Source organism: Burkholderia sp. 9777_1386 (assembly GCF_015712265.1).
Taxonomy (GTDB): Bacteria; Pseudomonadota; Gammaproteobacteria; order Burkholderiales; family Burkholderiaceae; genus Burkholderia; species Burkholderia cenocepacia.
In genome coordinates, this window is record NZ_JACCQB010000008.1 from 132,651 (window position 1) to 146,424 (window position 13,774).

The following is a 13,774-nucleotide window of genomic DNA, read 5'->3' on the forward strand; positions in this document are numbered from 1 at the left end:
TCGTCTCCAGCCATTTTTCGCGAGTCCAATGCCGTTCGGCTCGCGATTCATGCGAAACCGGCATCAATGCGGGCGCTGTCGCGCCGCCGTGTGGCCCGCGGCGTTATGCGAACGACGCCTGCACCAGCACAAGGAGGTCGCTCGCGAAGCTGGACATCGAGATGGCGCGATGCCGCACGATGCCGACCCGGCGCTCGATCGTCGGGCTCGCGATCGGCACCGTGCGTACCGCGGGCGAACCGTAAGCACGCAGCGCACTCTCCGGCAGGATCGCGCAACCGACCCCGGCCGCTACCAGTGCGGCAACGCACGAGATGTGCTCGACCTCATAGAACCAGCGGGTTCGCACCGCTTCCTGGCCCATCAGCATTTCGAGCAGCAGACGATTGCCGCTGTCGCGACCGCCGATGATCAGCTTGGCGTGCCGCAGTTCACCGAGCGTGACGGCGTCGGCGTGCGCCAGCGGATCGGCGTCGTGGGCCGCGAGCACGTAGCGGTCGGTGAAGAGCGGTTCGAACACGAGATCGTCGTCGTCGCCGGGATGCAGGCTCACGCCGAATTCGGCGATGCCCGCGCGCACTTGCGACAGCACGAAGTCGTGATTGCCGTCGAGGATCTGCACGGCGACGTGCGGATACTTGGCGGCGTAGCGACGCAGCACGTCGGGCAACGCCTGAGCGACGACCGTCGGGATCGACGCGAGCCGTACCTTGCCGTATCGCTTTTGCGCGATGTCCTGGATCGACGACAACATCATCCCGAGCTGCGCGATCTGCTCGCGCGCCATCGGCAGGAACTGGCGGCCGACACCCGTCAGCGTCACGCTGCGGGTGGTGCGCTGGAACAACTCGACACCGAGCGTCTGTTCGAGTTTCTGGATGCGGCGCGACAGTCCCGGCTGGGTCAGGTTCAGCTTTTCCGCCGCGCGATGGAACGTGCCGAGTTCCGCAACGGCGACGAAGGCTTCGAGTTCCGAGTTTTCGACTTTCATGGCGTTCCAGTAGTTGACCGACTCCGGCATGCCGACGTATCGCGGCAGGCCCCGCGGATATTCTCGCCGGTCTCGCTTGATGATCGTCGCAAGCGTACATGCATTGCCGGCCGGGTCGGCGACGAGTGGCCCGCGTACTGACGCACGAGCCGTCGCAGCGTTGACGAACGTCTGACGTTTGCCGCGCACCGGCATCCAATCCGCTGATCAATCCGTCGACGTCGATGATGAATCGACGTCGGCCCGCGCGTTCGGCCGCCTCCCCGGGCGGTGGCATCGAATCCGCATACTTTCCGACGTTTTCTCGGGTGTTTCCCACTGCTTGGTCATCCGAATTTTTACCTAAGATGAAGAAATCGTGCGCGTCATTCGGTGCTTGCATGCGCATGGAGGGAGGCAGGAGGCAGCGCCGGAGCGATGCCAGCGGATGTTGCCATCATGGAAGCGAAAGTGTGCGCGGCGGCTGCCTGTCTTGCGACGGCGGCGACGCCAACGGGCGCGGCGGAGATCGCCGCACGGACCACGAGCCGGCCCGGCCGGATCACTTCGCTGCGCCACGCGTTGCTCGCAATCGTTTGCGTTCTGGGGGCCGCGCCGGCCGTACTTGCCGGGGCACCGACCGATGCCGACGGCCCGCCCGACAACGCGCACATCGTCCCCGCCGCGAACCCCGTCGATTCGGGCATGTCGTCACACGACACGGCCGTGCGTCAGGTCGTGCTCGGCATCATCAGCTTCACGCGCTGGCCGACGACGCCCGTTCGTCTGCATCTGTGCGTCACCGGGCGGCCCGACTACGCGCGTGGCCTGACCGACACGCTGCAGGCCGGCTCGACGTTGCTCGACGTGCAACGCGTCCGCTTCGACGATCCGTCGCTCGGCATCGCGTGCGACGTCGTCTATCTCGGCACGTTGAGCAACGACGAGCGCGCGCGGGTGAGAGCCGCATTGGCCGGCCATCCGGTGCTGACGATCGCGGAACACGATCCGTCCTGCACCGCGGGCGGCATGTTCTGTCTCAACGTCGACGGCGACCGCGTGTCGTTCGACATCAATCTCGATGCCGTCGCGCGCAGCGGCGTGCGCGTGCATCCGAATGTTCTCAATCTCGCACGACGGCCGGTGACGCCATGACACGCTCCGCGCTCCCCGTTCCCGCTTCGCGCCTGCCGCGCCCGACGCTGCAAAGCGTGTTGCGTCGTGCGCACCTGCGCCTCGCGTTCGTCGCCGTGACGATGGCCGCCGTGTCGTTGATCGTCGTCGCCGTGATCGCGCTGCGCGCGTATGCCGGCAACAACCTGAACCTGCTGGCGCGCTCGCTCGGTTACACGGTCGAGGCGGCCCTCGTGTTCGGCGATCGCGTCGCGGCGAACGAGGCGATCGGCATGATCGCCGGCGACGAGGACGTCGCGCAGGTGGTCGTCACCGACAGCAACGGGCAACTGTTCGCCACGTGGCAGTTACCGGCCCGAAACGGGGTCGCGCGGCTCGAGCGCGCCGTCGCCGATGTGGCGCTGCCGGGGCCGGTGACCGTCCCGGTGATGCATGACGGCATCATCGTCGGCCACGTCGTCGTGCGTGGCCGCGGGCATCAGTTCTTCGGATTCCTGCTCGGGGGCGTCGGCGGCATTCTCGGCTGCCTGGCCGTCAGCGTATTCGGTGCGTATGTCAGCTCGAAGCGCCTGCTGCGCAACATCGTGTCGCCGCTGCGCGCGCTGGCGGGCGTCGCGCATGCGGTGCGACGCGAGCGTGCGTTCGCGCGGCGTGTCGAGCCGGCGGCGATCGCCGAACTGAACCAGCTCGGCGACGACTTCAACGCGCTGCTCGACGAATTCGAAGACTGGCAGAACACGCTGCGCGACGAGAACGCATCGCTCGAACACAAGGCCACGCATGATGCGCTCACCGGGTTGCCCAACCGCGTGCAGTTCGAATCGCGCCTCGCGCTTGCGCTTTGCGACGCCACGTTGACCGGGCAGCGGGTCGCCGTGCTGTATCTCGACTGCGACCGCTTCAAGGAGATCAACGATTGTCTCGGCCACGACGCCGGGGATGCGGTGCTGATCGGCATCGCGTCGCGGTTGCGCACGCGGGTGCGCGAGACCGATCTCGTCGCGCGCCTGGGCGGCGACGAATTTGCGGTGATGCTGGCGGCGGTGCCTGAAGCGGGCAGCGTGTGCCGGATCGCCGACGAGATTTTGTCCGGCATGGCGCCGTCGATCGAGTTGTCCGACGGCCGCGTGGTGGCCACCATGATGAGTGCCGGCGTTGCGCTGTATCCCGATCACGCGTCGGACGCGAGCGGCTTGCTGCGCGCGGCGGATATCGCGATGTACCGCGCCAAGCGCGCGCGGCCGGGATCGTGGCAACTGGCGGAGAGCGTTGCAGGGCCGGTGTGAGGTCGATCGACTCGCGCTGCGGGCGAGGCCGCGGCGGCGGTTAAAAGAAGCGCTTGCCGGGCGGGCGCAACGGAAGGGGATGCGAAATGAACCACTCGTTTCCTGTGAGCATGGGGCGGATGTGCGTCGGGAGCGCACTGCTGCTGTGCATGCTGCTGGGGGGCTGCAAGACGCCGCCGCTTCATCGCGGGCTGACGCAGACGCAGGTCACGGCGCTGAAGTCGGCCGGATTCCAGGAGACCGGACAGGGATTCGAGTTCGGATCGACCGGGCCGATTCTGTTCGATTTCGACCGGTACAACCTCAAGCCGGACGTGCGGCGGATCGTCGAAAGGATCGGGCGGACGTTGCGGTCGGCGGGGATCAACGGGGTGCGGGTGTACGGGTACTCGGATGACGAGGGGACGGCGGCTTACGATCTCGAGTTGTCGAGACGGCGGGCTGAAGTCGTTGCCGTCGAACTGGCCGACGTCGGGCTGGATGCGAAGCGGATCGCGGTCGTGGGGCGAGGGAAGAGCGATCCGGTGGGGGACAACAAGACGCCGGTGGGGAGGGCGCAGAATCGGCGGGCCGCGATCGTGGTTTCGCCGCGGTGAGGGAAGTGCGCCGTGATGGCGATTGCACGCCTGCCGACCAGCAGGTTGCCTAGTATGTTTGTTCAAACACCGACCCGGGAATGCCTTGGTGCGGTCGGTCTGGACGGTTTCTTACCATTGTCACGCAGACACCCGAGCATCCGTTGATCGTCACGGTGTTCCGGGCGGTCCAGGTTATCGACACGCGCGCTGACACGGTTTTCATTGCAGACCGTCGTACTGCGCAGCCGTGGGCGATAGCCTTCAGTCAGCTTCACTGCTGGCTCAGTTCTTTCGGTTTTAGGGTCGGAAAGCAAACGTTTGCGCGAGACTTTCGCGCAGTCGGGTTTTACCCTACATTATCGGGGCTTCGGGCCGGCGAGCCGGCTCATGGAACCTGAGATCACACGCAAGGAACAAGAATGAGTTTCGCTCCGAACGGGGGTATTCCCAGTGGATTGGGTGGTGGTGCGCTCGGCTCGTTGAGCGCACTCGGGGGCCTCGCCGGCCCGGTGGCGTCGAGCGTGGCCGGCAGCCTCGGGCCGCTCGCCGGGCTGGCCGGGCACGTCGACACCGTCCAGCGCGCGATGCAGCTCGCGCAGACCGGCTTCTCGCTGATGGACAAGACGCCCGGCGCGATCGCCGAAGCGATCAACGGCGCCGCCAACCCGGCACGCCTGACCCAGCTCAACCGTTACGTGACGCTCGATACGCCGCTCGGCCCGGATGTGCTGCTGGTCAGCGCGGCCGTCGTCGACGAGCACGTGAACCGGTTGCCGGAAATCCACCTCGACCTGCTGTCGCATCGCCACGACCTGCGCCCGGAGGACCTGATCGGCCAGCAGGTCAAGATCCGCTTCGATCAGCAGGCGCGCCTGTCGACGCTCGAACGCGTCGTCGCGTCGGGGGCAGTCGAGGGCGACCGCTACTTCGACGGCTACGTCGCGTCGTTCGACCGGGCCGGCAATCCCGGGAACGTCACGCAATACCACCTGACGGCCGTGCCGTGGTTCTGGTTCCTCACGCGCTCGACCGACTGCCGGATCTTCCAGAACAAGACCGCGCAGGACATCCTCACCGAGATCTTCCACGAACACGGTTTTTCCGATTTCACGTTCGACATCCGGACCAGCCAGAAGCCGCTCGAGTACGTCGTGATGTACCAGGAGAGCTACTACAACTTCAGCGCGCGGCTGATGGAGCAGGAAGGGCTCGTGTGGACGCACCGCTACGAGAAGGACAAGCACTTTCTCGTGATCGGCGACACGAACCTGCTGTTCCGCCCGATCGACGGGCTCGCCACCGTGCCGTTCGCTGCGACCGAGGCCAGCGAGGACAGCGGCATCGACCAGTTGCACGAAGGTCGGCGCTTCGGCGTCGGCAAGGTCACGTTCCGCGACTTCAATCACCAGAATCCGTCGTCGCCGCTGATGCTGGTCGAGGCCGGGCCGCAAAACCTCAAGCATGCGCGGCTCGATGCGACCGAGCGCTTCGAGCACCAGTCGCTGTACGACCACGGCGACGACGGCCACCGCTACGCCCGTTTCGCGATGGAGGCCGAGGAGGCGCAAGCCCATCGCTATACCGGCGGCGGCTACGCGTGGCGTATGACGACGGCCGGCGCCGTGACCTTCGCGAATCACCCCGTCCTCGAGAACAACCAGGAGTACGTGATCCTGCACGTGCGTCACGAGGCGGTGAACGACTATACGCAGCACAGCGCGAAGCTGCCGTACCGCAACAGCTTCGCGCTGCTGCCGAAGAAGATTCCGTACCGTGCGCCGCGCGCGACGCCGAAGCCGGTGATTCACGGCACGCAATCGGCGATCGTCGTCGGGCCGAAGGGCGAGGAAATCTATACGAACGGCAGCGCGGTGAAAGTGCATTTTCCGTGGGACCGGCGCGGCAAGAAGGACGGCTCCGATTCGATGTGGGTGCGCGTGTCGCAGCCGTGGGCGGGCGACGGCTGGGGCGCGGCCGCGATTCCGCGGATCAAGCAGGAAGTGCTGGTGGCGTTCAATCAGGGCGATCCGGATAACCCCGTGATCGTCGGCCGCGTGTTCAACGGCGAGCAGGGCAACCCGTATCACGGCGCGGCCGGCCAGACGATGGGGATCAAGAGCCAGACGCACAAGGGGCAGGGGTCGAACGAGTTGCTGATGAGCGACGTCAATGGCGCACAGATGCTCTACATGCATGCGCAGAAGGACATGCATACCGTTGTCGAGGACGCGCAGTGGACTCAAGTTCTCAAAGGCGACCGGACCGTCGAGGTTGGCAAGGGCAACCATACGACGGCCGTCGCAGTTGGCAACCTGTCGGACGTTGTCGTGCAGGGCAATACGCTGCACCAGACTCCGCAGGGTGTGCACACACTGGAAGCCAAGGAACTCTGGATCAAGATCGGCGGCGATGGCGGCACGCGGATCCATATGACAGCCGACTCGATCGACATCTATAAGGGCGATTCGGTGATCCACCTGGATGACAGCAACATCAATATTCAGGCGGCTCGGACCGACATCAATCCGAAGAACGGCTAACACCGATAAGGATAACAAAGCATGTACCAGATGCAGGAAGGCACGTTGGCGCTGCCCGTGGAGTGGCAGGACAAAACGATGAACGTATTTGTGTCGGCAGCGACTGGCACGGAGGGTGTGAGTTTCGTGATCACGCGCGAGCGGCTGCCGTGGGGCATGAAGTTCGCCGAATATGTGTCAAGCGAAATCAGGAAGGTGGCGAAGCAGGTTCCGGATTATGCCGAGGTGGCAAATGAAGACGCCACGGTTTCCGGGCGCGCCGCGCATGTGCACGAGTTTACCTGGACGAACAACCAGGCGCCCATTCACCAGCGGCTGACGATGGTGGAATACGGGCAGGTTGTCCTGATGCTCACCTTCACTGCGCCCGGTACGCTGAGTGACACACAGCGCGAACAAATCCGGGCGGTGATTCAGAGCCTTCAGTTGCGCGATCCGATCTGAGGCTGCAATGTCGGACACGCCGAGTTACGACGAACCGAGCGGCAGCGCACAGGAACGTCTCGATCAGATCGCCAAGCTGGAGGACGGTGAAGCCGCGAAAGCGGCCGAGCAGCCGTTTTACGAGCACCTCAACTATGGGATGCTTGGCGCCGATGCGGGCCTGACCGCCGTTGAGGGGACGGCCGCCGGGCTGAGTGCGGCCGGTACAGCGCTGGCGGGTGGCGCGACCGGCGGGGCGGCACTGGGTGCGGGCGCGGTTGCGGCGGGCACCGTCATGCTTCCGCTCGCGATTGCAGTCGGGGGAGCTTGGGCGCTCGACAAGGTTGGCGTGACCGGCTGGCTGTCGAAGGAGTTCACACAGGTTGGCGACGCACTGGGCCTCACCATCGGCCGAGGCGATCCACACCCCGCATGCATTGGCGATCGGATCGCGCACTCGTCAGGTTTTATGGGGATTCTCGCCGGCATTGCCGTGGGGGTTGCGATTGGCGTGGCAGTGGCGGCGACTGTGGCAACAGGTGGACTCGCCGGGGCGCTGATCGTTGGCGCTTGCATGGCCGGCGGCCTGACGCTTGGTGGTGCGCTCGCGTCGGCCAGCCAAAGTATGGGCAGCAACTGTGGCGAGATCGTCACCGGTTCGAGCAACGTATATTTTGAAGGCAAACAGGTGGCGCGTGTCACGGACCTGGTGAAATGCGATCACCATTCCGGCGCGCCGCAGGCGCTCGTCGACGGCAGCAAAACCGTGTTCGTCAACGGGCTGCCGCTGGTGCGGATCGGCCACGAGACCCACTGCAGCGGCAAAGTCAATTCGGGGCGCAACAGTATCTGGATCGACAAGACGACCGGAAATTATGGCCCGAAGAACCCGGAGCTGTCCGCGACGCAGGAATTCCTGGCGGGCTTGATCGGCGGGATTGTAGGCGGCGGAGTTGGAAAAGTTGGCGGCAAGGGGCTGCGGGCGGTGCGCGAAAAATTCCGGCCCGAACCCACCCGATCGGCGGAGCAGAGGGGTATCAAGGACGAGAATCGACCGAAGTGCAAGGACCCGGTTGATCCGGTATCCGGAGAAATGCTGGAGATCCGTACGGATCTGGCCATTCCCGGAATCTTGCCCCTTGAGTTCAAACGACGCTATCGGACTCGATCGGACGATCATGGATTGCTCGGTCACCGCTGGTCGGACAACTGGTCGCAGCGATTGACGTTCGATGGTGACCGCTTCGTGAGATTTCACGACGGCGCTGGCCTGGTGATCGGCTTTGACGCGCCGGATATGGCGCTCAACGGCATCAACCTGCGTGAGCCGCGTTATCGGCTGGTCGGAAGCCGACTCGAACCGCGCATCTTCGATCGTGACGCGCGGCAACTGCGTATTTTCGCGCCGCTCGTCGACGGGCGCTCGTCTCGCCTCGAACGGATCGAGGACCTCGACGGCAACGCGATCGTTCTTTCCTACGATACTGCTGGCCGTTTGAGCGGCATGGTCCATAGCGATGGCTATCGGCTCGAGATTGCCTATCCTGGCCGCGACCGTCAGCTGCAACGGATCGTTCTCCATGATGCGGACGGTGGTTCCAGAACGCTTGTGGGCTACGACTACCAGAACGGCATGCTTACCCATGTGGCGAGCTTCCAGTTTGGGCAGTTCTATTACGCGTACGACGAACACGGCTGGATGACCCAATGGCGGGATACAGACCAGACCGATGTTCGATATCGGTACGACACCGCTGGTCGTGTAGTCGAAACAGGTACACGGCAGGGCTATCACACGGGCCGATTCATCTACGAAGCCGGCTGCACACGCGTGATTGACGTCGATGGCGAATGGACCTACGCCTATAACGACGAAGGCCTTGTAACGGCCGAAACTGATCCGCTCGGTCATTGCACTTACTCCGAATGGGAGCTTGGTCGTTTGATGGCCCGGATTGATCCGCTTGGCCGACGGACGGACTATCGATACGACGAGCGAGGCCAACTGACTTCGGTCGTCGAAAGCTCGGGGAGGACGGTTGACTTTGACTATGACGACGAGCAGCGCCTAACCGGGGCGCGCTTGCCGAACGGCGGCACGATCAAGCTCGAGTACGACCATCTGTCTCGGTTGATTGCACGGACCGAGCCGGACGGCAACAAAACGACCTATCGCTATGGGCCCCGTGGTGAACTGCTGCGAGTGGTTCAAGGTGATCGCGAGACACGCCTGGACTACGATGACCGGCTGCGGCTGACCGACATCGAATTGCCAACGGGTGCGCGCTTTAGGCGCAAGATAGACGCGCTGGGCCGGCTGCTGGAGGAAACGTCGCCCGACGGGCATGTGACGCGTTACGACTATGCTGACGGCCCGGCAAATCCGCGCGGTCTGCTGAGTGCGGTTACGCGCCCTGATGGCTCGGTATCGAGGGCACGCTATAACAGCGAGAGCCTGCCCGTCGAGTGGATCGATCCGCTAGGACGTACGATCCAGCGAACCTACGGTCCATTCGACCTGCTTACTGCGTCGATCGACGCGGCCGGACATGCAACGCGTTTTGAGTACGACCATGCGACCCGGCTGACGAAGGTTATCAATGCGCTGGGAGAGACTTACACATACCGCTACGACGCGGCCGGACGTCTCGCGGCCGAAATTGACTGGGGAGGCCGCGCGACCGAATACGAGCGCGATGCCGTCGGTCGCCTGCTGACGAAGACACTGCCCGACGGTGGCCAGTGGCGCTATACGTACGATGCATCCGACCGACTCATCGAGATCGATGCCGGCGACGTGAAGCTTGCCTACCGCTACGATGCGAGCAGCCGATTGGCGTCGGCGGAGGTCCAGGGTGAGCACGGTCATGTGACGCGCTTTGCCTACGACAGGAATGGCCGCTTGATAGGCGAAGATCAGCATGGCGAACTGTTGCGGCACGTCTACGACGCCGATGGACAACGCCGTCTGCGGATGACACCTAGGCGCGAGACCACCTATGCGTACGATGTATCCGGGGCTTTGACGCAAGTCGGGCAACTGACGATCCGGCGTGATGGGTTAGGGCGCGAGATTGGCCGCGAGGCGGGAGATTTTGTCGCGCAGCAACAGTACGATGCGCTCGGCCGGATACGCCGGCAGATTGCGGGGCCTGCCGTAGCCTTCGATGCCTTGCAAGCCGATCCGGCCCGGGCGCTGGAGCAATTGACGCGGCAGGTCTATCACTACGACGCAGCCGGGCAACTGGAGCGAGTCGACACCGACATAGATACGCTTACGTATCGGCGCGATGCACGTGGCCAGATCGTGACCGCAGAAAGTCTGTTGCAGCCGACTGAGCACTTCCGCTACGACGCGGCAATGAACATTGCCGCGCACGGGCGTCAGGCTCCCGTGGACGCTCACCATTACCATCGAGGCGGCCTGCCGGAACGGATCGGCCATGCGCGCTATCGGTATGACGCACGTGGCCGCACGATCGAGAAGACGGTCGAACAGCCCGGGTTCAGGCCAAAGACGTGGCAATACGCGTGGGATGGGCTCAATCGGCTCGTGAAGGTTACGACGCCCGAACGCGGCGTGTGGCTGTACCGCTACGATGCTTTCAACCGCCGAGTCGAGAAGCAGCAACTCGGCAGCCGCGAAGCCGTGAAGTTCCTGTGGGACGGTCCGACGCTGGCCGAGCGCTGGATCGAGCAGCGAGACGGTACGACTGGTCAGGTCGTGACCTGGCATATTGAGCCGAGCAGTTTTTCGCCGCTCGCGCAAGAGACCGATGACGGGCTGTATCCGGTTCTAACAGACCAGGTAGGTTTGCCGAAGGCGGTGTTCGACAAAACGGGAAAACCCGTGTGGAAGGCCGCGCACTCGTTGTGGGGAAAATTGCTGCCGACTAAGCGAGCGGCCAACGATGCACACAGCAGTTCGATCGATACGACGCTGCGATTTCCGGGCCAGTGGTCAGACGAAGAGACAGGACTTAGCTATAACCTGAATCGTTACTACGATCCAGATTCGGGGCAGTACTTGAGTCCAGATCCGCTTGGGCTGAAGGGCGGCTCCCGTACACAATCGTATGTGCACGATCCATTAGCGTGGTGTGACCCAGATGGACTGCAGGAATGCGAAAAGAAGAGGATGGGCGTTAACGAATCAGGGCACCATGTACCAGCTGTCCGGAAGTCAGTCGGGCGCCCGTTTGAAGTTGCACGCTCGGACAAAACACGGCCGACGCTCTTCCCGAGAGGGGCCGATCCGGAGCATGATCATTGGCGCCTACATGATGCCGAACGGGAAACTATCGGGCCCCGGCAAGGGAGTTTCCCGGGAACAGACGACCAGCTCTTTGACGCGTATCGAAAGGCCTATTCCGGCTTGGATGATATCAAGGTTGACGTAAAATCACCCAACGGGACGTACACTCTTGCCGAAGGTGTGACACCTCGCCAAGCAGTCGACGTGATCCAGAATTGGTTTAAGGAACAGGGGTTGTGGAATGGTAAATAAGATTTTGACTGATATCGATTCGGAGATATCTAAGCCAGGATTTTTCGATTTTTTTACTGGTCTAGACTCCGATGATGTGCTTGATAAAAGGGACGCCGCATCGTTCGATGATCTTTGGATGCAGTCGTTTAACGATGTCGACGGGCTCGCTCTTTCAGCCGACGATAAGAATTTTCTGGATTATATTAGAGAGAAGGTGTTCAAGCTCTCATTTCGGGCATCAGGAAATTCCGATATCGCGGGAAGAGTTTCTGACGATATCGAATTAATCTCAAAAAGTATTTTGGCTGGCAAATCGGATAGTTGGCCGATTAAGGTTCTATGGGACGTCTATAAAAAGGGGGGCTTTCCCTGCTGAACGAGGGTGATGGATAGCTCTCGCTTCACGTGTTTTTAAAACTCGGAGCACTGGGCGAGTCGAGGTGTTTAAGTGCGGCAGCCCTCTTCGCAGTCGTGGCAATACTTCGCTGACTGTGCAATAGTGCAGTTCGGTAGTCTATCGACGCGATTTGTACAAGTGCTTGAAAATGGCGTGGTCGGGTAGCGCCGCTTTGGGTCAGAATTGCCGAAGCAGTTCGTGTCGCGCATGGAGTACCAGCAATATTCACAACGCTGTGATGCTGCTATTGCGAGCGGGATTCTCGTGTAAATCGTTCCTTCGCTTCTTGATTTCGAGGGAACATGCCCGGCAGGCATCTGCAATGCACTATCGTTGCTCTCAGTGGCTTCGATTTTGGCATTCATGGAACCTGAGAGGGCGTAAAATGGCTTATGGAATAGAATCATTTAAATTGAATTCGATATAGTCCCGTATGAAAGAAGGGCGTGGTGACCAAAGACAGTCATGCCTCCGTGGTGTTGGATGTGCAAGACTGTAGTGAGCGTCATTGCCGCTGCGACTGCTTGCTGCAACGAATTCTGTTGCGTTGTCTGACATGAAGTACATGGTTGTCCAACCGAGAAGATATGAGCACGGGAATCGCAATTTATGGGATAGACCCGACTCGGGTCGCGGCCATTCTGGAAATAGCTGAAAGCCTCTTCCGTCGACTTGGGGAGGAGGTGTCTGAGGTGATCTTTATTGAATTCGGTGCTCGAGATGGCGCAAAGATCATTGAGGATCATAAAATTTCCATCAGTGATTTAAGGAAAGGTGTTTCCGATGGTGGGATCGTTGCATTTCAGATATGCAGTAATGGGAAAGATGGTGGGGTTCCCGTAATTTCATTGGGGTGCAATAATCAGAAGTTCGGCGGGATATCATTTGTGGATGTCCAGATCGAAGAGCCGATTTATAAAATAAGGGCCGAGATAGAGCGTTTTTTTGAAAATTTTGTGGCGCGTTTGGGTTGTAAATATGCAATTGCTTACGATGCGAAAGATTCTTCAACGGCCTACAAATATTCGACTGGCGTCAATCTGATCAGAATTTTTCCATTCGAGAACACATCGCTCTTTACAAGGGAACTCCCGGGCCGAGCGCCAGGAGCGGCGAGCTATGAAAGAGTGATGCTCAGGATGATTTATCCCCTGAATGTACTCAACGAGGAACACCTGGAAATTCGTGTCGGCGATCTTTCGTTGAGGGAGTGGATTACGGCAGATTCATGTCGGGGATATCTAAAGAGCATTTCAAACGGGATGTGGCTCTGGTCCCTCAAGGAGACGGACTTGGCCGAAATAAACAATGCTTGTGGAGAGGCGGGAATATTGATTGCCTGGAAAAAGGCGTCTACGGATAGGGCGGTGCGTAAATTACCGTGAGCTTATTTCCCGAACGGTGCGGATTTTAAGTAGGTCGACTGCTTTCACCTTCGCTCGCGAAAGAGGGTATATTTTCTTTTTCCGAGAATGCTGAAGGGATTAAAATATATATGATGCCGATCAAAGGGGTCGTCGAAATCATAAGGGCTGATAGCGGATGTCAAGTACTTGCCGGTGAGCGGGAGATGACGCTTACGCATGACGTCAGATCGAAGCCCCGATACTCGGTGAAGTGCTCGTCGGAGTTGAGGGAAGCATATCTCGAACGTAACGCAGCGCGGTGAGAGCTTCGCGCTGTCCCCCTGACCCTAAGCGTCGAGAGAATGTGGCCATTTGAGAGGCCTGCAGTAAAACCACAGGTCCAATATCGACAGATGATCGACCGAACGGTATGACGTTGCTGGATTCGCACGCTCATCACAAGTGGCATCCACTGCGTGCGCGCTCAAAAGACCTTGCATCGGCTACACGAGTATCGAGACCGGCGCACATCGTTGAGTCAGAACTCGTAGAACTGTTTCAAATCGTCACGTTCGGATGCTATCGTGTTCCGAATAGATGGCGCAGGCGTC

At 61.1% G+C, this 13,774-nt stretch carries 9 protein-coding genes; 8 read left to right on the forward strand and 1 reads right to left on the reverse strand.

Annotation, left to right across the window (positions count from 1 at the left end):
* Positions 1-103: 103 nt before the first annotated feature.
* Positions 104-991 (reverse strand): LysR family transcriptional regulator, encoded by an 888-nt coding sequence (locus tag H0X91_RS09405; protein ID WP_058903614.1) that lies wholly within the window; start codon positions 989-991, stop codon positions 104-106.
* Between the two features lie 438 nt (positions 992-1,429).
* On the opposite strand from H0X91_RS09405, the gene H0X91_RS09410 reads away from it, so the two are divergent.
* From H0X91_RS09410 to H0X91_RS09445, 8 genes are all read left to right on the forward strand, one after another.
* Positions 1,430-2,125: a YfiR family protein gene (locus H0X91_RS09410; protein WP_058903426.1), complete on the forward strand. Its 696-nt coding sequence runs from the start codon at positions 1,430-1,432 to the stop codon at positions 2,123-2,125.
* Entirely contained in the window at positions 2,122-3,390 is a 1,269-nt protein-coding gene (locus H0X91_RS09415) for a diguanylate cyclase domain-containing protein (protein ID WP_034202007.1), read from the forward strand. The genes H0X91_RS09410 and H0X91_RS09415 overlap by 4 nt, the downstream gene beginning before the upstream one ends.
* An 86-nt stretch (positions 3,391-3,476) precedes the next feature.
* Positions 3,477-3,986 carry an OmpA family protein gene (locus H0X91_RS09420; RefSeq protein ID WP_012493515.1) on the forward strand — a complete coding sequence of 170 codons (510 nt, stop codon included), beginning with the start codon at positions 3,477-3,479 and terminating at the stop codon, positions 3,984-3,986.
* A gap of 401 nt (positions 3,987-4,387) precedes the next feature.
* On the forward strand, positions 4,388-6,508 hold the full coding sequence (locus H0X91_RS09425; RefSeq protein ID WP_196432973.1) for a type VI secretion system Vgr family protein: 2,121 nt from the start codon (positions 4,388-4,390) through the stop codon (positions 6,506-6,508).
* Between the two features lie 21 nt (positions 6,509-6,529).
* Complete coding sequence (locus H0X91_RS09430) at positions 6,530-6,952, forward strand: DcrB-related protein (RefSeq protein WP_006484761.1); 423 nt, start codon at positions 6,530-6,532, stop codon at positions 6,950-6,952.
* A gap of 7 nt (positions 6,953-6,959) precedes the next feature.
* A complete protein-coding gene (locus H0X91_RS09435) occupies positions 6,960-11,438 on the forward strand; it encodes a DUF6531 domain-containing protein (RefSeq protein WP_230877911.1) in 4,479 nt (1,492 codons plus the stop codon).
* On the forward strand, positions 11,428-11,796 hold the full coding sequence (locus H0X91_RS09440) for a hypothetical protein (RefSeq protein WP_077021823.1): 369 nt from the start codon (positions 11,428-11,430) through the stop codon (positions 11,794-11,796). Before H0X91_RS09435 ends, H0X91_RS09440 begins: the two co-directional genes overlap by 11 nt.
* 608 nt (positions 11,797-12,404) lie before the next feature.
* On the forward strand, positions 12,405-13,202 hold the full coding sequence (locus tag H0X91_RS09445) for a hypothetical protein (protein ID WP_139349448.1): 798 nt from the start codon (positions 12,405-12,407) through the stop codon (positions 13,200-13,202).
* Positions 13,203-13,774 lie beyond the last annotated feature (572 nt).